This is a genomic window from Halomonas piscis, from assembly GCF_031886125.1.
In the GTDB taxonomy this organism is placed as follows: Bacteria; Pseudomonadota; Gammaproteobacteria; order Pseudomonadales; family Halomonadaceae; genus Vreelandella; species Vreelandella piscis.
Window position 1 is genome coordinate 2,411,763 of sequence record NZ_CP119391.1, and the last position, 19,198, is coordinate 2,430,960.

General features: G+C 65.5%; 19 protein-coding genes. 10 read left to right on the forward strand and 9 right to left on the reverse strand.

Features of this window, described 5'->3' with window-relative positions; genetic code table 11:
• Window positions 1-50 precede the first annotated feature (50 nt).
• Window positions 51-686, forward strand: coding sequence for a TetR family transcriptional regulator (locus P1P91_RS11330; protein ID WP_311882722.1), 636 nt, complete (start codon window positions 51-53; stop codon window positions 684-686).
• Here P1P91_RS11330 and P1P91_RS11335 read toward each other — a convergent pair.
• The 5 genes from P1P91_RS11335 to P1P91_RS11355 form a co-directional block, all read right to left on the reverse strand.
• Window positions 677-1,342, reverse strand: a complete 666-nt coding sequence (locus P1P91_RS11335; protein ID WP_311882723.1) for a hypothetical protein — start codon at window positions 1,340-1,342, stop codon at window positions 677-679. The two genes, P1P91_RS11330 and P1P91_RS11335, sit on opposite strands and share 10 nt — an antisense overlap.
• Before the next feature lie 185 nt (window positions 1,343-1,527).
• The gene (locus P1P91_RS11340; RefSeq protein WP_311882724.1) at window positions 1,528-4,710 is read right to left on the reverse strand and encodes an efflux RND transporter permease subunit; all 3,183 of its coding nucleotides are present in this window, start codon (window positions 4,708-4,710) and stop codon (window positions 1,528-1,530) included.
• Window positions 4,710-6,026: an efflux RND transporter periplasmic adaptor subunit gene (locus P1P91_RS11345; protein ID WP_311882725.1), complete on the reverse strand. Its 1,317-nt coding sequence runs from the start codon at window positions 6,024-6,026 to the stop codon at window positions 4,710-4,712. Before P1P91_RS11345 ends, P1P91_RS11340 begins: the two co-directional genes overlap by 1 nt.
• Window positions 6,027-6,154: 128 nt before the next feature.
• Window positions 6,155-7,603, reverse strand: a complete 1,449-nt coding sequence (locus P1P91_RS11350; RefSeq protein ID WP_311882726.1) for a TolC family outer membrane protein — start codon at window positions 7,601-7,603, stop codon at window positions 6,155-6,157.
• 126 nt (window positions 7,604-7,729) lie between these two features.
• Complete coding sequence (locus tag P1P91_RS11355) at window positions 7,730-8,566, reverse strand: fructosamine kinase family protein (RefSeq protein ID WP_311882728.1); 837 nt, start codon at window positions 8,564-8,566, stop codon at window positions 7,730-7,732.
• A gap of 97 nt (window positions 8,567-8,663) precedes the next feature.
• On the opposite strand from P1P91_RS11355, the gene P1P91_RS11360 reads away from it, so the two are divergent.
• Window positions 8,664-8,975 (forward strand): YqfO family protein, encoded by a 312-nt coding sequence (locus P1P91_RS11360; protein WP_311882729.1) that lies wholly within the window; start codon window positions 8,664-8,666, stop codon window positions 8,973-8,975.
• Between the two features lie 22 nt (window positions 8,976-8,997).
• On the forward strand, window positions 8,998-9,642 hold the full coding sequence (locus P1P91_RS11365; protein ID WP_311882731.1) for a CoA pyrophosphatase: 645 nt from the start codon (window positions 8,998-9,000) through the stop codon (window positions 9,640-9,642).
• A gap of 69 nt (window positions 9,643-9,711) precedes the next feature.
• Here the strand turns inward: P1P91_RS11365 and P1P91_RS11370 are convergent, their stop codons facing one another.
• Entirely contained in the window at window positions 9,712-10,140 is a 429-nt protein-coding gene (locus tag P1P91_RS11370; RefSeq protein ID WP_311882732.1) for an OsmC family protein, read from the reverse strand.
• A gap of 297 nt (window positions 10,141-10,437) precedes the next feature.
• Between P1P91_RS11370 and yghU the strand changes: the two genes are divergently transcribed.
• Entirely contained in the window at window positions 10,438-11,298 is an 861-nt protein-coding gene (gene yghU / locus P1P91_RS11375) for a glutathione-dependent disulfide-bond oxidoreductase (RefSeq protein WP_311882733.1), read from the forward strand.
• Window positions 11,299-11,339: 41 nt separating this feature from the next.
• On the opposite strand, the gene P1P91_RS11380 is transcribed toward yghU, so the two are convergent.
• Complete coding sequence (locus P1P91_RS11380) at window positions 11,340-12,326, reverse strand: lipid A deacylase LpxR family protein (protein WP_311882735.1); 987 nt, start codon at window positions 12,324-12,326, stop codon at window positions 11,340-11,342.
• Window positions 12,327-12,416: 90 nt separating this feature from the next.
• Window positions 12,417-13,226, reverse strand: coding sequence for an enoyl-CoA hydratase-related protein (locus P1P91_RS11385; protein ID WP_311882736.1), 810 nt, complete (start codon window positions 13,224-13,226; stop codon window positions 12,417-12,419).
• Window positions 13,227-13,410: 184 nt separating this feature from the next.
• On the opposite strand from P1P91_RS11385, the gene P1P91_RS11390 reads away from it, so the two are divergent.
• From P1P91_RS11390 to P1P91_RS11415, 6 genes are all read left to right on the forward strand, one after another.
• Window positions 13,411-13,830, forward strand: coding sequence for a VOC family protein (locus P1P91_RS11390; RefSeq protein WP_311882737.1), 420 nt, complete (start codon window positions 13,411-13,413; stop codon window positions 13,828-13,830).
• Window positions 13,831-13,908: 78 nt separating this feature from the next.
• The gene (locus P1P91_RS11395) at window positions 13,909-14,298 is read left to right on the forward strand and encodes a DUF4870 family protein (RefSeq protein ID WP_311882740.1); all 390 of its coding nucleotides are present in this window, start codon (window positions 13,909-13,911) and stop codon (window positions 14,296-14,298) included.
• 4 nt (window positions 14,299-14,302) lie between these two features.
• Window positions 14,303-15,229 carry a lysophospholipid acyltransferase family protein gene (locus tag P1P91_RS11400; protein WP_311882742.1) on the forward strand — a complete coding sequence of 309 codons (927 nt, stop codon included), beginning with the start codon at window positions 14,303-14,305 and terminating at the stop codon, window positions 15,227-15,229.
• A 31-nt stretch (window positions 15,230-15,260) separates the two neighbouring features.
• Entirely contained in the window at window positions 15,261-15,611 is a 351-nt protein-coding gene (locus tag P1P91_RS11405) for a DUF4870 family protein (protein WP_311882744.1), read from the forward strand.
• A gap of 90 nt (window positions 15,612-15,701) precedes the next feature.
• Window positions 15,702-16,472: a deoxyribose-phosphate aldolase gene (gene deoC / locus P1P91_RS11410; RefSeq protein WP_311882745.1), complete on the forward strand. Its 771-nt coding sequence runs from the start codon at window positions 15,702-15,704 to the stop codon at window positions 16,470-16,472.
• Window positions 16,473-16,610: 138 nt separating this feature from the next.
• Window positions 16,611-17,738 carry an aminotransferase class V-fold PLP-dependent enzyme gene (locus P1P91_RS11415; protein WP_311882747.1) on the forward strand — a complete coding sequence of 376 codons (1,128 nt, stop codon included), beginning with the start codon at window positions 16,611-16,613 and terminating at the stop codon, window positions 17,736-17,738.
• A gap of 14 nt (window positions 17,739-17,752) precedes the next feature.
• Here the strand turns inward: P1P91_RS11415 and P1P91_RS11420 are convergent, their stop codons facing one another.
• Entirely contained in the window at window positions 17,753-19,165 is a 1,413-nt protein-coding gene (locus P1P91_RS11420) for a hypothetical protein (protein WP_311882748.1), read from the reverse strand.
• Window positions 19,166-19,198: the final 33 nt, after the last annotated feature.

The following is a 19,198-nucleotide window of genomic DNA, read 5'->3' on the forward strand; positions in this document are numbered from 1 at the left end:
CGGTGGGGTAAACTGGGGCGGCCGTACCCACTCTTCAGGCTGCTCGACCCATGGCCCGAAAAACCAAAGCCGAGGCTGCCGCCACGCGGGAAACGCTGCTGGACGCCGCCGAAGACATGTTCATTGCGCACGGGGTCGCCCGCACCTCGCTTGACCAGATTGCCCGCCACGCCGGCATGACCCGGGGCGCCGTGTACTGGCATTTCAAGAACAAGGCAGATCTCTTTCACGCCATGCTCCAGCGCGTGCGCCTGCCCTTCGAAGACCTGGTAAAAGAGCTCGACGATACCACCCTCGACCAACAACCGCTGGAAGCGGTGCGGCTGGCCTGCCTGAACGGCTTTGCGCACCTGGAGCAGCCGCGCTACCGGCGCGTGCATTCCATCCTGCTGCACCACTGCGAAACGTTTGGCGACATCGACCCGCTGGCCATGCAAAACGAAATGTCCGCCGAAACCTGCGGCGCGCTGCTCAAGTACTTCAACATGGCCGACAAGCTCGGCCAGCTGCGCCCCTGCCTGGCGCCGGACGTGGCCGCGCAGATCATGCAGGCCATGCTGGCCGGGTTGTTTCACGACTGGCTGCGCAACCACGAAAGCTACTCGATTCGCCGCGAAGGGGCACGCCTGATTGATACCCAGCTGGCCCTGATGCAGCGCAACCCTCCCCCGCGGACCTACAGGTGATGCGACGACGTCTTGCGCTGCAGGGTCAGGCGCCGGGCGTGGGCGCGAGCATCGCGGTAGGCATCTTCGGTGACGCTGCGGTAGGCGTTTTCCCCGGCGATAAACTTGACCAGCACCCGGTGCTCCCCGGCCTTGGGTATCCTTCCGCTTTGCCGCTTGCCGTGCAGGCGTACGTAACAGCTACGGTCGCTCAGCAGGACGGCATCGGCCCAGCCGTCGGCATCCGCCTCATTGGTGACTTCCACCATCTCGCCGAGCAGCGTACGGCGCTGACCGTGGAACCAGCGGTGGGTTTTATGACACAGGCGCGCCGCCAGCGGTGACGCCAGCGCAAACGCTGCCCACAGCACGGCCACACCCAACGGCACGCGAAACAGCCCCAACGACAGCCGACTGAGCACGAAAAACTCAACGGCCAGGGTGATCAACCCGGCTAAAACGATCAGCACGCTCAGCGCAAAGGTCGCCGGCACGCCGGCAAAGCCAAGCGACACCAGCGTGCTTGCGGTGTGTTCGTGCCTGAGGCTATCGCGCTCAAAAAGCTCGACCGGCACCAGCCGCACGGTGGCCAGCAGCCAATAAAGCACTACCAGCGGCACCAGCAGGCTGAACACGATCATCGGAAAGCTGATAAAAAGCGCGTTGACGTTTTCCATATCTTGCCCCCTTCCATTCATCTCTTGCCGTTTCCAGTATAGCCCACAAGCCGCTTATATACTTTAAGGCTTGGCTTTGCCGGCATGCCGACATAAAAAAGCACCGACCCAATGGCCGGTGCTCATTTCTTTCATATAAGCCTGCTATATGAGCCTGCGCGTCCGGCGCAGGCGCTTTTCAGGTTTTATGCCGAGGTATTATTGCTGTCTTCTTCGGTGCTTTGGTCGCCGCCTGCGCCGCGCTTGCGGTTGGCCCAGTCGGCCACGCCGGCAATCATGGCGTAGAAGCTGGGAACAAAGCAGCTGGAGACGACGGCCACCGTTGCCATGCCGACCGATACCGTGGTGCCGATGTGGTGGCTGCTGGTATCGCTCGCCCCGGTCGCCAGCGCCAGCGGCATCGTACCCAGGATAAAGGCCAGCGACGTCATCACGATGGGCCTGAAGCGCAGCTCGGCGGCGATGATCGCCGCTTCGCGAATGCTTTTGCCCATTTCTTTGCGCTGCAGCTCGGCAAACTCCACGATCAGGATGGCGTTTTTCGCCGCCAGCCCCACGACCACCAGCATGCCGATCTCGACGTACACGCTGCTGTCAAGCCCGCGCAGGGCCACCCCGCCGATGCCGCCAAACAGGGCGAAAGGCGTGGCGGTAAGCACCGCCAGCGGCAGCGACCAGCTTTCGTACTGGGCCGCCAGGATCAAAAACACCATCAGCAGGCCGAAGACGATGGCAAGCGTCGCCGCACCCCCCTGGGTGGATTCCTGGTAGGCGGTACCGGTCCAGCCCATGCCCCATTCATCGCCCAGGGTTTCCTGAACGATCTCTTCCATGGTGTCGATGGCCTGGGTAGAGCTGTAGCCTTCCGCCGGCTCGCCCTGGAACTGCGCGCCCAGGTACACCCCGAAGCGCGATACCACCGAGGGCTTGGTCTGGCGCTCGAGCGTCACGAATTCGGAAAGCGGAATACGCTCGCCGTTGCCCCCGCGCACATAGACGTTGCCAATATCGTCCGGCGTCTTGCGGAACTCGTCCTCGTTTTGCAGATAGACCTGGAAGTTGCGGTTCTGGTAGCTGAAGTAGTTAACGAAACCGTTACCGAAGGTGTTGGACAGCGTCGAGTACAAGTCCGTCAGCGATACGCCATAGCCCAGCACCTTCTGCTGGTCGATCTCGGCCCGGTAGCCCGGCACGTTGACGTTGAAGGTGGAAAACACCTGGTTGAGTCCCGGGTGCTCGTTGGCCGCCTGCATGACCTTGAGCGAAGCCTCGTAGAGCTCCTGGGAAGAGGCACCGCCAAACGACTGCAGATAGCCGGTAAAGCCGCCGGTGGTGGAGAGCCCGATAATTGGCGGCACGTTGAACGCCATCGCTTCACCGCCGTCGGTCTCGGCGCCCAGCTGCATGATCTTGCCTACCAGCTGCTCCGCCGTCAGGTCACGCTCGGACCAGTCGTCCATGTTGATGAACATGATGCCCCGAGCGGTATTCACCGCGCTTGACAGCATGTCGTAACCGGCTACCGCCGAGGAATACTCTACGCCGGGAATCTCCTCGATACGCTCGGAAAGCCGCGACATGTAGTCCCGGGTGCGCGTCAGCGACGCCGAGTCCGGCAGCGATACGGTAGCCAGCACGATACCCTGGTCCGTCTCCGGCACCAGCGTGGCCGGCGTGGTTTCATAAAGCCACCAGGTCGCCCCGCCCACCAGGGCAGTAAGCAGCAGGGCCAGCCCCCAGAAGCGCACCAGCACCTTCACCGCAGCCATATAGGCGGCGGTGATGCCGGCAAAAATACGGTCAAACAGGCGCAGCGGCGTATGCAGCGCGCGCATCGCTTTCGTCTCTTCTGTATCTTTCTTGTTCTTGATGAAAATCGCCGACAGCGCCGGGGTAAACGTCAGCGCCATCAGCGCCGAGAACGCCACCGAAATCGCCACGGTCAGGGCGAACTGCTGGTAAATCTGCCCGGTAAAGCCGCCGAGGAAGGCCACGGGCACAAACACCGCCGCCATGATCAGCGACGTCGCGATAATCGGCCCGCCGACTTCCTGCATCGCGCGCACGGTGGCCTGACGCACGGTCAGGTCCTCCTCGCCGAGCACCCTTTCGACGTTTTCCACCACCAGAATGGCGTCGTCCACCACAATGCCTATCGACAGCACCAGGGCAAACAGCGTCAACAGGTTGATGGAAAAGCCAAACATGTAGAAACCGGCGAAGGTGGCCAGCACCGAGACCGGCACCACCGACATGGCGATCACGGTAAAGCGCCAGTTCTGCAGGAAGATGAACAGGATCACGCCGACGATCAGGAAGGCTTCGATGAAGGTGTGCAGCACGGTTTCTACCGAAGCATCGATAAACAGCGTGGTGTCGTAGGGCACCACGTAGTCGAGCCCTTCGGGGAAGCGCTGCTCGAGCTCTTGCATGGTGTCCTTGACCGCCTTGGCGGTTTCAAGGGCGTTGGCGCCGGGCTGCTGGTTGATGACGATCGGCGCCATGGTGCCGCCGTTCAGCCGCGCCTCGACGCCGTAGAACGACGCACCCAGCTCGACGCGGGCGACGTCCTCCAGGGTCAGCGAGGAGCCGTCGGGGTTGGTGCGAAGCTCGATGTTGCGGAAATCATCGACGTTGTTCAGCCGCCCGCCGGCGGTGATGGTATAGGTAAACGCCCGGGGCTCGCTCTGGGGCGTGGCCGCCAGGCTGCCCGCCGGCACCTCGGTGTTCTGCGAGCGAATCGCCGTGGCCACCTCGGCCGGCGTCAGGTCATACTGGGACAGCTTGTTGGGGTCCATCCAGATGCGCATGGCGAACTCGCCGCCACCGAGTACTTCGGCCTCGCCGACCCCTGGCACCTGGCGCAGCTCGTCGAGGATGTTGAGCGTGGCGTAGTTCTGCAGGTAGACGCGGTCGTAGTCTTCCTGGGGCGAGGTCATTGCGATCATCATCAGAATCGAGCTTGACCTGAGCTCGACCTGTACGCCCTGGTCCTGAACTGCCTCGGGCAGCTGGGACAGCGCCCCCTGCACCCGGTTGTTGACGTTGATGGTGTTGATGTCGCCGTCGGTGCCGATGTCAAAGGCGATCGACAGGCTCATCGAGCCGTTGTCGGCACTGGTCGAGGTCATGTAGAGCATGTCCTCGACGCCGTTGATCGACTCGGCCAGCGGCGCCGCTACGGTTTGCGCCACGGTTTCGGCATCGGCCCCCGGGAACTGGGCGCTAACCGACACCGTGGGCGGCACGATGCTTGGGTACTGCTCGATGGGCAGCACGCGCATGCTCATGACCCCGATCACGGTCAGGATAATGGCAATGACCGTGGCAAAGATCGGCCGTTTGATGAAGAAGTTGGAGAAATTCATTACGACGCGTCCTCGTCATCCGCCGCGGCCTGGGACTGTTCGGTATCCGCTGACGACTCGGCGTCTTCACCCGGCGCTTGCTGCTGCTCCTGCTGTGCCTCCTGGGCTTCCTGTTTCTCCTGCTGCTCTTCGGCCTGCTTTTCTTCCCTGGCCTCTTCCATCAGCGCGCCCGCATCGCCGTCAAAGGATTCCGGCTTGATCGGCGTGCCGGGCTTGAGTCCGGCCGGATCGCCCACGACCACGCGATCGCCGGCCTCTACGCCGTCGCGCAGAATCTGCCAGGGGCCGGCCAGGTCGCCAAGGTCCACGGTTTGGGCGCGTGCCTTGTCCTCCTCGTCAAGAACAAAGACCTGGGGGCCCATCAGCCCCTGGGTCAGGGCAATTTCCGGCACCGCCAGCACGTCGTAGCGCTTGAGGCCTTCCAGGTGCACGCGCACGTACTGGCCGGGCAACACCTGGCCGTCAGGGTTGGCAAAGTTGGCGTTGGCCTGCACGGTGCTGGTCGCTTCGTCTACCCGCGCGCCGAGAAAGTCCAGATGCCCGCTAAGCCCGGTGTCGCTGCCCGGCAGCTCAAGCCGGGCGCCGATGCTCTCGATATCGGCGCCGTCTTTCAGCTGATGGCGCAGCTCATAGGCATCCTTCTGGGGCAGCTGAAAGCGCACTTCCAGCGGGTCAAGCGGAGTAATGGTGGCAAGCCTGGTGCCCGAGTCGACAAGGTTGCCGACGTTGACCATGCTCAGGCTGATCATGCCCGATACCGGCGCCGTCACGCCGGCATAGTCGAGATCGATATTGGCGCTTTCCAGCGCCGCCGAGGCCTGGGCTACGCTTGCCTGGGCCACCCGCCGATCGGCCAGCGCCTGGTCGTACTGCTGGCGGCTCACCGAGTTCTGGCTGAGCAGGCGCTCAAAGCGCTCGGCGTCGCGCTGGGCGCGCGACAGCTTGGCGCGGGCGCTTTCCAGATCGGCCTTGCGCTGGTTAACCGCCGTCTGGTAGCGGTCGGGCTCGATACGGTAGAGCGTGTCGCCCTTTTCGACCATTTGGCCCGGTTCGAACAGCCTTTTTTCCAGCGTGCCGGTCACCCGCGCCACCAGCGTGACTTCGTCATCGCTGCGCAGCAGGGCCGGATAGGATTTCTCCAGCGCGACGTCCTGGCGCTCAAGCGTGGTGACCTCGACGGATCGGGGCTTGCCCTGCTCTTCGCCGCCCTGCTGGCCCTGCTGATCCGAGGCCTCTTCGCCGCCGCAGGCAGCCAGCAATACGCTGGCTCCCACGGCGGCGGCCGCGCGGCCAACTCTACTCAACGTCGTTTTCATGATGTCCTTGTATCCGTTAACGCCCTGACAGAATGTGCAAAGCCTACAACCATACACACATGAATGTAAACATGAACGCCACCCCGTCAGGCCTGCGGCAGCGAACCGGTGTTTAGCGAACTGATGCTTCAGGAGTCGCGCGTCGGCCGCTCGCCGATGCGGGTCACGCTATCCGCGTTTTCTTCGGGGAGGGTGAAGCTGACGCTGTCTGCGCTCAGCCAGCCGTTGACCTCTTCCAGCGCATCGACGTCCAGCACGCCGGCCTGCTGGCGCAGCGTGAGCAGGTTGATCACGTAGTCGTAGCGGGCGCTGGCGTAGTCGGCCATGGCGTTGTAGAGGTTTTGCTCGGCGTCGAGCACGTCGACGATGTTGCGCGTGCCCACTTCATAGCCGGCCCGGGTGGCGTCCAGCGCGCTCTGGTTGGAGACGATCGCCTGACGGCGTGCATCCACCGTGGAGACGTTGTTGCTTACCTGGGTATAGCGCGAGCGCACCTGCTGGACGGCTTCGCGGCGCTGGTCTTCAAAGTCGTACTGGCTGGACTCCAGCAGGAAGGTGTTCTGGCGAATCGTCGAGGTGGTGGTACCGCCGGTATAAAGCGGCAGGCTGAACTGCACGCCGACCTGGCCTTCGGAGTTATAGCCGTCCACGCCGTCGGCGTCGTTGTCGTCGTAGTTGTAGCTGGCAAAGGCGCTGACCGTAGGCAGGCGGTTGGCCCGGGCAATGTCGACGTTGCTTTGGCTGACCTCGACGCCGGCCTGGCTAGCCAGCACCTGGGGATTGTTTTCCACCGCCAGATCGACCCAGTGCTGGCGGTCATCCGGGGTCGGTACCTGAATGGGCATGTCGTCGCCCAGCGCTTCCACGTCTGAATAGCGCTTGCCGGTCAGGCGCTCGAGCGCCTCAAAGCTGACCTGAAGATCGCTTTGCCCGGCGATGCGCTCGGCCCGGGACTGGTCGAAGCGCGCCTGGGCTTCTTCCACCTCGGTAATCGCGATCAGGCCGACGTCAAACTGCTCCTTGGCCTGCTCGAGCTGGCGGCCGATGGCGCGCTCCTGGGCGCGACGGGCCTCGAGGATCTCGTGGGCGCGGAGGATCTCGAAGTAGGCCGATGCCACGTTGATCAGCACCTCCTGCTCGGTAGCGGCCAGCTGGTAAAGCTGCTGATCAATCTGGCGCTCGGCTTTGGTCACCTCGCGGCTGTTGAGGGCATCGAACAGCGCCTGGGTGGCCTCGAGGGTGAGGCTGGCGCTGTTGACGCTGTCGTCCTGAGAGCCCGCCCCCGGCATGCCGGGCGCTCCCTGACGGCTTTGCCGCTCGAACTGCTCGCTGTGGGCGGCGTTACCCTGGGCGTTGATCTGCGGCAGCAAGTTGCCCTGTTCGGCGTCCCGGGCGGCCCTGGTGCTTTCCGTCACCGCCTCGGCGGACCCCAGCGCGGCGTTGTTGTCCAGCGCGTCCCGGGTGATGGTCAAAAGATCCGCCGACAGGGCCGGCGTCGCCCAGGCCGCCGCGATGAGCGAAGGCAGCAGCGCGCGACGCGCCGTGGTCAGGGCAGATGTGAGGGGCTGTCGCAGCATGACGTCTTCCTCGTTACATGATGATCGGTTTCAGGTTGGCCGGGAGGGCCGGAACTTACATACATTATCGCATGTTAGCGCGGCAAGCACAGCGCTTTTGCACGATTGTCACCGCTTGATTCGCCGCTAGCCGGCGCGCTCCAACCGGGAAAGCGCCCGGCGCACACCACCGAGGTAGCCGGTGCCGAACAGCAGCACATGGTTGAGCAGCGGATAAAGCTGAAACAGCGCTTCGCGCCGCGGCCAGTCCGCCGGCGCGGCGCCGTCCCAGTAGGCGTCGAAAAATGCCCTACCCGGGGCGCCGAACAGCGTCAGCATGGCCAGGTCCACCTCCGGATAGTGGGCGTATACCGCCGGGTCGATCATCGCCGGGCCGCGCGGGGTATAAAGCACGTTGCCGGCCCAGAGGTCGCCGTGAACAAGCCGGGGTGCAGCCGGCGTCAGCCAGTCTTCCAGAGTCTCGGCCTGGCGGCGGATGCGCCGCTGGGTCTCTGGGTCCAGCAGCTCCAGCCGGGCGCAGGCCGCCACCAGCGGCAGCAGGCGCCTTTCCCGCTGAAAGGCGCGGCCGTCCGCCATGGGCGCATTGGGCTGGGGCGTCTGCCCGCAGGCGTTGTCGCGGTGCCAGCCGTGCTCCCTGAACGACGTCTGGTGAAGTCGGCGCAGCCCCTCACCCAGCGCGGTCTCGTCACCGCCGCCGGCGGTTTCCAGCGCCTCGGTCAACAGCCAGCCGTGGCCGCAGCCGACTACCTCGGGCACGATTAGCCCGCTGGCGGCCCGGGCAAGCGCCATGAGCCCATCGGCCTCGCCCTCCAGCTGCTCGGGCGCGTCGCTCTTGGCGATAAGCTCGCCCTCGGCGATGGCCAGAAAGTATACGGCATTGTTCCCTCCCGCGCTGATCAGGCGGGGCGTCTCGGTGGCTTTCACTCCCTGCTCCTCAAGCAGGGCGCGCAGTCCGGCCTCCATGGGCAGTCTCCTTTTTGTCAGACCCGGCGAGCGTCGCTTTTTACCCCGCACTTTTGGCAAGATAGCTGCTATCCCTCACTAATGCCGGGAGGCAAATATGTACAAGCTGGCTTTTTACGTGCCGCTGGACGCGGCTGAAAGCGTCAAGGAAGCGGTATTCGAAACCGGCGCCGGGCGCCAGGGCAACTATGAAGCGTGCTGTTTTCAAACCCGGGGCACCGGGCAGTTCCGCCCGCTGGCCGGTGCCGAGCCGCACATCGGCGAGGTCGACTCGCTGACCCGGGTCGAGGAGCTCAGGGTAGAGCTGGCCTGCGACGACGAGGTGATTCACGCCGCCGTTGCCGCTCTCAGGCTCGCCCACCCCTATGAAGAGCCGGCCTTTGATGTCTGGCAGCTGGCCGACATATGAGCGCCGCGAGAGACAGCCGCCCATGCTAGACACCCTGCGCCAGCGCCTGCAAGCGTACCGCCCGCCCACGCTTGACCACCTGGGCCTGCCCCAGGCCGCCGTGCTGCTGCCCATTGTTGACCGCGCCGAGCCCACGCTGCTGTTTACCCGCCGCGCGCTGCACCTGACCACCCACCGCGGGCAGGTAGCGTTTCCCGGCGGCAAGCGCGACCCCGGCGACCGCGACCTCTACGCCACGGCGCTGCGCGAGAGCGAAGAGGAAATTGCCCTGGCGCCGAGCCAGGTCACCTCGCTTGGGCGGCTGTCGGACCTGGTGTCGCTCCACGGCCTCCAGGTCACTCCCTGGGTCGGCGTGATTCCTCCGGACCTGCCGCTCAGAGCCGAGCCTGACGAGCTCGACGCCATTTTCGAAGTGCCGCTGGCGTACTTTCTCGACGACCGGCGCACCCATACCGACGTCATTACTGCCGAAGGGCGCCGCTACTACGTGCCCAGCTACCGGGTCGACGACTACGTGATCTGGGGCCTGTCGGCGATGATGCTGGTGGAGCTGCTCGCTCGGGGCTACGGCATGGATATCGACATGACCCGGCGCCCCGCCGGCGAGCTGCGCACCTATCCGCCTCGCCGGCGCCGGGCCACCCTGCCAAACGCAAAAAAGCCCTGACGACCGTCAGGGCCTTGCACTTGCGTAGTCCCGCCCGGAGGCGAGAACCGATGAAGCCTGGGCGTCAATCTAGGCGTTTTTCAGCGTGGCGCTCATGGTGATGTTGGCGTTAAACAGCTTGGAAATCGGGCAGCCTTCCTTGGCGCCTTCGGCCGCCTTCTGGAACGCCGCGTCGTCGGCACCCGGCACCGTTGCCGTCACGTCCAGGTGGATCGTGGGGATTTCAAAGCCGCCGTCGCCTTCCTGAAGGGTAACCTTTGCCTGGGTATCGACGGCGTCCGGCGTGTAGCCGGCTTCGCCCAGCACCATCGACAGCGCCATGGAAAAGCAGCTGGCGTGCGCCGCCGCTACCAGCTCTTCGGGGTTGGTGCCCTTTTCATTCTCGAAGCGCTGGCCGAAATTGTACGGGCGCGCGTCGAGGACGCCGCTCTCGCTCGAGACCGTACCCTTGCCGTCTTTCAGTCCGCCTTCCCAGTGTGCGCTTGCATGACGATCCATAGCGATACTCCTTAGCTTAGCGTTATTCGTAGCCGATTGGCGGCCGCTCTGCCGCCGTGCGCGGCGACAGGTCACGGCAACAAAGCCCATCGTGCAGCGAAGCCGGGGCTTTATCAAGACGGCAGACGCCTGTCGCCGCTCAGGCTGCGCGCGTCGCGCCTCTCCTTTTTTGCGGCTTTGGCAGGCATATGTTATGCCTCTAAAGCTGCCCGACGCCACGCCGGCTTTTAGCCGAGGTCACGGCATGGGGCGCCAACTTTTGAGTCCTCGACCCCGTTGCTATCACAGGAGATCACCATGAGCGATACGTCCTACACCCTGCCCCGTGTCTGGCAGTGGGAAGCCGGTAACGGCGGCAAGTTTGCCGGCACCAACCGCCCCACCGCCGGCGCCACCCACGACCGCGAGCTGCCGGTGGGCCAGCACCGCTTTCAGCTTTACTCCCTGGCCACGCCCAACGGCGTCAAGGCCACCATCATGTTCGAGGAGCTTTTGGCCCTTGGCCACGACGCCGAATACGACGCCTGGCTCATCGATATCGGCGAGGGCGACCAGTTCGGCAGCGGCTTTGTCGAGGCCAACCCCAACTCCAAGATCCCCGCGCTTGTCGACCACGGCCAGGACAGCCCCCAGCGGGTGTTTGAATCCGGCGCCATCCTTTTGTACCTCGCCGAGCAGTTTGACGCCCTGCTGCCAAAAGCCCCCGCGGCGCGCACCGAAACGCTGAGCTGGCTGTTCTGGCAAATGGGCAGCGCGCCCTTCGTCGGCGGCGGCTTCGGCCACTTTTTTGCCTATGCGCCGGAGGCGATGAAGTACCCCATCGACCGCTACGCCATGGAGACCAAGCGCCTGCTCGACGTGCTCAACCAGCGCCTGGCGGAAACCCGCTACCTCAACGGCGACGCCTACAGCATCGCCGACATTGCCAACTGGGCGTGGTTCGGTCAGCTGGCGCTGGGCCGGGTATACGACGCCACCGAGTTCCTCCAGACCCACGAATACCAGCACGTCATGCGCTGGGCCCGGGATATCGCCGAGCGCCCCGAGGTCAAGCGCGGCTGCATGGTCAACCGCTCCTTCGGCGAGCCCCACGAGCAGCTGCTGGAGCGCCACGACTCAAGCGACTTCGAGCACCGCACCCAGGACAAGATCGGCTAGCCGCCCGGCGCCCCGCTGAGCCGCTGACGCTGGCGCGGCGCCTACAGGCGCTTGCCCAGCGTCAGCGCGGCAAACTTGTCGGGGTCATCCTGACCGCGAAATTCTCGGCTGCGCTGCACGGCGGCAAAGCGCACCTGCCAGTCGTTCCATCCCAGGGCCAGGCCGGCCGAGAGATCTCCCACCCATTCGCGCCGGCTGACCGAATGGCTGCTGGAAAAAGTGTTGCCGTCGAGCAGGAGGTTGTGCGCCACGTAGTAGCCCTCCGTCCCGGCGAACAGATACCAGCGCCACCCCTTCTCGGCGTCAAACCCCGCGCTGCTGGACGAACGGGGCGAAAGACTGGGCACGCTTCTCGCCTCGTCGCCAAAGCGCACGTTGTAGCCGATGCTTGCATAGGTGTGCAGGTTGCCCAGGGCGACGCCGGCGGCGGGCCCGTAGGCCAGCTGCTTGCCGGCAAGCGGTGTTTCCTGCCACCACTGGCGCTGCACGCCCAGGTTGACAATGGCCTCGTCGCCGAGCTGATGCGACCATCCCTGGGGGCGGTTATTGCCCAGCCGGCGGTGCACCTCCTGCTGAATGCTGTCGGCAAGCGACGACGGCCCGACCATGCCCAGGTCCAGATGCAGATCCGTCGTCACGCGCCCCCGGACCGTGGCGTCGGTGCCGAACAGCGAAACGCCGCCGTACACCAGCCCGGCGTAGGGGCGATCATCCTCGATCAGCGCCGAGGTCTTGATGTTGTCCGGCGTATAGATCTTGTGCGTCAGCCGGTATTCGGCCCGCTCGGCGCGCTCGATCAGCCCGTTGGGCAGCGCCCGGGACACACGCTGGCTCCAGTGGTCGGCGTCAGGGGCAAAGCTGTAGCCAAGCGCCACGCCGCTGGTGTAGTGGCCGTCGTCGTTGCTGATCATGCCGTCGTTGGCAATCTTGAAGCTGAAGGCCTTGCTGTCGCTTGCCACTGCCGGCGACGCGACGGCGGCAAGGCTGGCCGCCATGGCCAGGGGTAGCGCTTGACGGATCGGCATCATGCCTTGCTCTCCTTGACAAGGGGATAAAAAACGCTTCAGTAAAGCATGATTTGCCGTAAATTTCCCGGGGTCGGCGGGCAAAAATCCGGATCAAAACCGAGCCGGGCGTTTTTCCACGAACGCCGCCATGCCTTCGGCCTGCTCGTCGCCGGCAAAGCACAGGGCAAAAAGGCCTGTCTCCAGCGCCAGCGCGCTGTCCAGCGGCTGCTCCATGCCGTCGTATAGCGCACGCTTGGCGGTGCCCACGGCGCCGGGCGCGCTGGCTCGGAGCTCATCGCCGAGCGTCTCGGCGTAAGTATCAAGCTCCGCCTGAGGCATCACCTGGTTAACGAGCCCGATGCGCAGCGCCTCGGCCGCGTCGATCTTGCGCCCGGTGGTCACCAGCTCCAGCGCCATGGCCGGCCCGACCCGGCGCGGCAGGCGCTGGGTGCCGCCAAAGCCGGGGATGATGCCCAGCTGAACTTCCGGCTGGCCGAACACGGCGTTGTCGCCTGCCACCGCCCAGTCGCAGGCCAGCGCCAGCTCGCAGCCGCCGCCCAGGCAAAAGCCGTTGACCAGCGCTACCACCGGCACCGGCAGGCGCTCCAGGCGCTTGAGGACGGTCTGGGCGCGGCCGGCAAACGCCCGGGCTTCGGGGGCGGTCAGCTCGCGCATTCGGGTAATGTCGGCGCCGGCCACAAAGGCCTTGTCGCCGGCGCCGGAAATCAGCACCCCGCGCAGCTCGGCGTCGCGCTCCAGGGCGTCGAGGGCCGTTTCCAGAGCCTCGATGACTTCTTCGTTCAAGGCGTTAAGCGCCTTGGGCCGGTTGACGGTCAGCCGCACCACGCCCTCATGGCGGTGCCATGCAACGACGCTATCAGCCGCACCCAGGTGATCGGTAGTCTCTGTCTTTGCGCTCATTCGTCTCCCCACCTCCGTTATCGTCTGATCGTCAAGCTTCTGTCCAGCGCGCAAGCACAGACCTGGATGCCTGCGCTTTCCGCCGCGCCCGGCGCGGAGCAAGGCTTTTGCGTCAAAATGCCCCGGCAGCGTATTCTTGACGGTATACGCTTCGCTTTACGCCTTTTGACGCAAGGAAAGTGCCATGCTTTCAGGACTGGACCATCTGGTCATCACGGTAACCGATATTACCCGCGCCGTGGATTTCTATTCCCGGGTGCTGGGGCTGGATGTGCGCTACCGCGACGCCCAGCGCGTGGACCTGATGCTTGGCGACACGGCCCTGCGCCTGCATCAGACCGATACCGACATCGCCCCCATTTCGGCCACGCCGACCCCGGGCAGCCTGGATCTGTGCCTACGCTGCCAGCTGCCGCTGACCGAGTTCAAGCAGCACCTGGACGCTCTGGGCATCGATATCGAGCTGGGGCCGGTCGACCGCCAGGGCGCCAACGGCCCCATCGAGTCCGTTTACCTGCGCGACCCCGACGGCAACCTGCTGGAAGTTGCCCGCCCGCTGCGCCAGCCGGAAAAAATCCCGCCGGAAGACGACGCCTACCGGTGAACCCGGCGCCGCGCCCGGGTATCATGATGCCCGGGCGGCCGCCTGGACGGCGCCTGCGAAACAACAGAGGTTATGCATATGAAAGAGGGTGCCCCTCAGCAGGCTCCCGGAAAGGGAGAGGTGGTAAGCGAGTCGCCCCGCTCGCCGGACACCACCATGGTCACCGTGGTGTACGCGCTCTATCTGGCCAGCTTTGTGGTCGGCTTCACCTCCGTCATCGGCGTGGTCATCGCCTATACCTACGGCGGCAGCGGCCCGGCCTGGCTCGACGAGCACTACCGCTACCAGATCCGCACCTTCTGGATCGGCCTGCTCTACGCCAGCGTCGCGACGCTGCTGACGCTGATCGTTATCGGCTTTCCGCTGCTGCTGGCGCTGGCGGTGTGGTTTATCGTGCGCTGCGTCAAGGGCTTCAAGGGCGTGCAGGAAAAGCGCGCGCCGCACAGCGTCGACAGCTGGCTTTTGTAAGCGTATGACGACTATCCCCTCTGCACACAGCCGCCGAGCCGGCGCCGTCGCCTGGCTGTGGCGCCGCCTGGCCGGCTGGCCGCTCGCCCGGCTGTGGCGCCTGGCGCGCCTGGCCGGGGCGCTGGTCTACCGGCTGAGCCGGCGCGAGCGCGAAGTCACCCGGCGCAACCTGGCGGCGGTCTACCCTGAGCTCGATGCCAAAAGCCGCCGGGCGCTGACCCGGCGCAGCCTGCATCACTCCGCCGCCACCATGCTCGAGCTTGGCCACGCCTGGATGGCGCCCCCCGAGCGCGTCGCCGCCGGTATCGTGGCGGTGCGTGGCCGCGACAAGCTCGACAGCGCCCGGCAGGAAGGCCGCGGCGTGATCGTGCTCGCCCCGCACTTTGGCAACTGGGAAGTGCTCAACTTCTGGCTGTCCAGCCATTTCCCCTTCACCGCCATGTACGAGCCGCCCAAAATGGCCGCGCTCGACCCGGTCATTCGCCACGGCCGCGAACGCCAGGGAGCTGCGCTGGTGCCCACCAACGCCCGGGGCGTGGCGGCGCTGCTCAAGGCGCTCAAGCGCCACGAGGCCATCGGCATCCTGCCCGACCAGGAGCCCGGCTGGGGCAGCGGGGTGTTTGCGCCGTTTTTTCACCGCGACGCCTATACCGCCACGCTGCTATCCAAGCTGGTCGCCCGAACCCGGGCTCGGGTGGTAACCGGGGTCGCCCTGCGCGTGCCCGGCCAGGGCTTCGAGATCCATTTTCTCGACGCCGACCAGCGCGTCTACAGCGCCGAGGAGGTGACTTCGGCCACCGGCGTCAACGCCAGCGTCGAGGCCGCCATTGCCCTGGACCCGGCCCAGTACCAATGGGAATACAAGCGCTACCGCAAGGTCGTTCAGGAACAGCAGGGACGACCCGACTACCGCGACTTTCGGCTTTACTGAGCCCTCGCCCCCCTTGCCACGAGACCGCACCATGACCGAACGCCACCCCTCCCGCGAGGAGGCGCGCACGCCGCAAATCGTCTACGCCCTGTTTCTGGGCGGCATCGTCACCGCCAACCTCACGCTGCTGATCGGCGTGATCGTGGCCTACGTCTACCGCAAGAACGCCGCTCCCTGGCTCCAGCCCCATTACCGCTACCTGATCCGCACCTTCTGGATCGGCACGCTGTATTTCTGCGTCGTCTTTGCCTTGAGCGTTTTCGCCCTGGGTGCCATCCTGTGGCCGCTTCTGGCGGTGTGGCTGGCCGTGCGCTGCGTCACCGGCTTTATCAAGGTGCGCCGCGGCCTCCCGCCGGCGCGGCCGGGCAGCTGGCTCTGGTAGAATAGCGCTCCCGGCCGCCGTGCGCGCAGCCCGCCACCGCCGTTGCCGGCCCGCTGACCGATACCGCTTTCATCAACCAGTGAGACCCCCATGCCAGCCTCGATCAATTTGCTACAAGCCGCGCGCCAGGCGCTACCGCTGCTGGATGTGACCCGCCTTGACACGGCGGACCGCGACGCCGACATCGAGTCGCTGTGCCAGCAGGCCAAAACCCCGTTCGGCCACCCGGCAGCGGTGTGCGTCTACCCGCAGTTCGTGGTGGCCGCGCGGCGCGCCCTGACCGCCCACACGCTGAGCGGCGAGGTCAGAATTGCCGCGGTCGCCAATTTCCCCGAGGGCGGTGACGATATCATGGCCGCCGCCCGGGAGACCCGGGAAGCCGTGGCCTCGGGCGCCGATGAGGTCGACGTGGTGCTGCCCTGGCGGGCCCTGCTCGACGGCGACGAAGACACCTGCCTCGAGTTTGTCGAGATGTGCAAGGCGGCCTGCGGCGGCCAGGCGCTGCTGAAGGTCATTCTCGAAGCCGGCGAGCTTGAAGACCCGGCGCAGATCAGGCGCGCAAGCGAGCTTGCCATCGAAGGCGGCGCCGACTTCCTCAAGACCGCCACCGGCAGGGCCGCCACCGGCGCCACGCCCGAGGCGGCGACCGTCATGCTCGAGGCCATCAGGGAAAGCGGCGAAGACGTCGGCTTCAAGGCCGCCGGCGGCGTTGATACCGCCGAAGACGCCGCTACCTATCTGTCGCTGGTAGCAGACATCATGGGGCCGGCCTGGATTGCGCCGACGCACCTGCGCCTGGGCTCTACCACCCTGCTGCCCAACCTGGTTGCCACCCTCGCCGGCTCCCCGGATACGGCCTGAGCGCGCCGGCGCCACTTTCCCCGAGGCGCGTTTCCTCGTATTCTTGATCCCCGCCCGGCGCCGCGCCGGGCAGCCCTTGCATACCTGCACAACCGACGTGGCCGCCGGGCGCCGGCGGCTACCCACCAGGAGAGCACCATGGCCGGCCTGCTGCCCCATATCGATCCGGAAGGACTGCTGGAATACTCCGTGGTCTACACCGACCGCGCGCTGAACCACATGTCCGAGCGCTTCCAGAACGTCATGCGCGATATTTCCGCCACGCTCAAGGACGTCTACCGCGCCGAGGCCACGGCGATCATTCCCGGTAGCGGCACCTTCGGCATGGAGGCCGTGGCCCGCCAGTTCGCCACCGACCGGAAAACCCTGGTGATCCGCAACGGCTGGTTCAGCTATCGCTGGACGCAGATCATCGAACAGGGCCGGCTGACCGATCAGCACACCGTGCTCAAGGCTCGCCGCCAGAACCCCGACGACGAACGCTCGCCGTTCATTCCCGTGCCCGCGGAAGAAGCCGCCGAGCGCATTCGCGCGGAGAAGCCCGCCGTGGTGTTTGCCCCCCAGGTGGAAACCGCTGCCGGCATGCAGCTGCCCAACGACTACCTGCGCACCCTTTCGCGCGCTACCCGGGAGGCGGGGGGGCTTTTTGTCCTCGACGCCATCGCCGCCGGCACGCTGTGGGTCGACATGCAGGAGCTCGGCATCGACGTTTTGGTCACCGCGCCGCAGAAAGGCTGGAGCGGCTCGCCCTGCTGCGCCATGGTGATGCTCTCCGAACGCGCAGAGAAACGCCTCGAGCAGACCCAAAGCAGCAGCTTTGCCTGCGACCTTGCCCGGTGGCACGGCATCATGCAGGCCTACGAAAAAGGCGGCCACGCCTACCACGCCACCCTGCCCACGGACGCGCTTTACACCCTGCGCGACATCATGCTCGAAACCCGCGACTACGGCTTTGCCCAGGTCAAGCAGGAGCAGCAGGTAGTGGGCGAGGCGGTGCGCGCCATGCTCAAGCGCCACGGCTTTATCAGCGTCGCCGCCGAAGGCTTCGAGGCGCCGGGCGTGGTGGTGTGCTATACCGACGACCCCGGGCTACCGGCCAAGCTCGCCGAGCAGGGCGTGCAGGTCGCCGGCGGCGTGGCGCTCCAGTGCGACGAGGGCGATAACTTCCAGACGTTTCGCATCGGCCTTTTTGGCCTCGACAAGCTGCACCACCCCGAGCGCAGCGTGGACAACCTCGAGCGCGCCCTCGACGCGCTGAAAGAATAGCCCGACGCCTTCTTTCAGGCCTCGCTGCTGTCGGCCACCTTGTCCACGGCAACGATACCCGAGCGGCTGATGACCACTTTCCAGCGGGCGAGATGCGCCCCGGCGTGGTTTTCGGTCTCGCGCACCACCAGGTTGAACAGATGGCGGCGCTCGACGCTTTCGCGCACCGCCTGGCCGTCCTTCAGCCGGTACACGTGGTGGGTGCTGCGGCTCATCAGCCGGGTCAGCTGGGAGACGTCCAGGGTCAAGGTTTCCCGGGTGTGCCGATAGCCGCTGAGAAACCGCGTGGGCGACATCCGCGAGCTCGAGCGATAGTGCAGCACCACCTCTTCCCGCTGGGCCATCTTGCGCCGGCGCATCTCGCGTATGGCGGGGTCGAGCGAGGCGTAGCGCTTGTAGTCGAACCACTCCAGCTGGCGGCCGACCAGCACGTTGCGCGTGGCATCGCGATATTCCCGACGCCACTTGGGCCGCCCCTTGCGCAGCCAGTGCCACAGGGTGTTGCGCAAGTCGTCCTTGAACACTTCGCGAATGGCATACAGCACCGCCATGGCGAGGATGAACAGCGCCGTGATATCCCCCAGCTGGTCGCGAACGCGCAGCACGGCAAAGGAGACAAACGCCATGACCACCGCCGTGGCCAGCGCCTTGACCGCTTTCTGCTCGCCGCCCCCGAGCTCCCGGTTGCGCTGCTTGAGAGTAATCGGGTATTCGATCAGCCGACGCAGCAGCCGCATCTTGTTCGACATCCGCGTGGGGTCGTTCATCACCCGCTCGGCGTTATACTGCTGCTCCCGGCGGTAGCCGCTCTCCTCTTCGCACACCGCGATCAGCTCGCGCTTGAGCGGCGTCAGCTCGCTCGAGCGCGGCATGTACGCCACCACCGCCAACAGCTGCTGCTCGGTAAACCACGACAGGTAGTTATCGATGTTGGCAAAGTACTTGTAAAGCCGCTCGTCCCGGGGTCGATTGCGCCGCATGCGCTTGAGAATACCGTCGCTCAGCGACACCATTTCGCGCACCGACTGGGCAAAGGCAGCGTCCTTTTCGCGGTTCAGCGCCTCGTCCGTCTCCGGCGGGCGCTCGCGCAGCGCCCGGGCACTGTCCAGCAGCGAGCGCGTGGTGCGCTCCAGCGCTTCCACGTACTGGTAGGCATAAAGACTCAGGCTCAACCGATAGGAGGCGCTGCCCAACTGGTTGCGGCTGGCCAGCCGGCTGTGCACCAGCGGCAGACGATAGGCCTCGCTGTGGTAGGTCCGCGACACCTGAATGGCGCTGTGATAAAAGGCGTCTTCGGCAATCAGCTCGGTGCTCAGCCCCAGCTCGCCGGGCACAAACAGATAGACGTCAAGAGTGTGCGACGTTTCTTCTTCCAGCCGCCGCGACAGGCGCAGCTGAAAACTGTTTTTTCGCTCTACGTGGACCACCTGGGTACTGCTCCTTGCCGTTTCGCTGTTGGT

What these genes read in the sequence shown, in the direction of transcription:
- P1P91_RS11330 (WP_311882722.1), top strand. Translation starts at nt 51, where the DNA reads ATGGCCCGAAAAACCAAAGCCGAGGCTGCCGCCACGCGGGAAACGCTG.
- P1P91_RS11335 (WP_311882723.1), bottom strand. Translation starts at nt 1,342, where the DNA reads ATGGAAAACGTCAACGCGCTTTTTATCAGCTTTCCGATGATCGTGTTC.
- P1P91_RS11340 (WP_311882724.1), bottom strand. Translation starts at nt 4,710, where the DNA reads ATGAATTTCTCCAACTTCTTCATCAAACGGCCGATCTTTGCCACGGTC.
- P1P91_RS11345 (WP_311882725.1), bottom strand. Translation starts at nt 6,026, where the DNA reads ATGAAAACGACGTTGAGTAGAGTTGGCCGCGCGGCCGCCGCCGTGGGA.
- P1P91_RS11350 (WP_311882726.1), bottom strand. Translation starts at nt 7,603, where the DNA reads ATGCTGCGACAGCCCCTCACATCTGCCCTGACCACGGCGCGTCGCGCG.
- P1P91_RS11355 (WP_311882728.1), bottom strand. Translation starts at nt 8,566, where the DNA reads ATGGAGGCCGGACTGCGCGCCCTGCTTGAGGAGCAGGGAGTGAAAGCC.
- P1P91_RS11360 (WP_311882729.1), top strand. Translation starts at nt 8,664, where the DNA reads ATGTACAAGCTGGCTTTTTACGTGCCGCTGGACGCGGCTGAAAGCGTC.
- P1P91_RS11365 (WP_311882731.1), top strand. Translation starts at nt 8,998, where the DNA reads ATGCTAGACACCCTGCGCCAGCGCCTGCAAGCGTACCGCCCGCCCACG.
- P1P91_RS11370 (WP_311882732.1), bottom strand. Translation starts at nt 10,140, where the DNA reads ATGGATCGTCATGCAAGCGCACACTGGGAAGGCGGACTGAAAGACGGC.
- yghU (WP_311882733.1), top strand. Translation starts at nt 10,438, where the DNA reads ATGAGCGATACGTCCTACACCCTGCCCCGTGTCTGGCAGTGGGAAGCC.
- P1P91_RS11380 (WP_311882735.1), bottom strand. Translation starts at nt 12,326, where the DNA reads ATGATGCCGATCCGTCAAGCGCTACCCCTGGCCATGGCGGCCAGCCTT.
- P1P91_RS11385 (WP_311882736.1), bottom strand. Translation starts at nt 13,226, where the DNA reads ATGAGCGCAAAGACAGAGACTACCGATCACCTGGGTGCGGCTGATAGC.
- P1P91_RS11390 (WP_311882737.1), top strand. Translation starts at nt 13,411, where the DNA reads ATGCTTTCAGGACTGGACCATCTGGTCATCACGGTAACCGATATTACC.
- P1P91_RS11395 (WP_311882740.1), top strand. Translation starts at nt 13,909, where the DNA reads ATGAAAGAGGGTGCCCCTCAGCAGGCTCCCGGAAAGGGAGAGGTGGTA.
- P1P91_RS11400 (WP_311882742.1), top strand. Translation starts at nt 14,303, where the DNA reads ATGACGACTATCCCCTCTGCACACAGCCGCCGAGCCGGCGCCGTCGCC.
- P1P91_RS11405 (WP_311882744.1), top strand. Translation starts at nt 15,261, where the DNA reads ATGACCGAACGCCACCCCTCCCGCGAGGAGGCGCGCACGCCGCAAATC.
- deoC (WP_311882745.1), top strand. Translation starts at nt 15,702, where the DNA reads ATGCCAGCCTCGATCAATTTGCTACAAGCCGCGCGCCAGGCGCTACCG.
- P1P91_RS11415 (WP_311882747.1), top strand. Translation starts at nt 16,611, where the DNA reads ATGGCCGGCCTGCTGCCCCATATCGATCCGGAAGGACTGCTGGAATAC.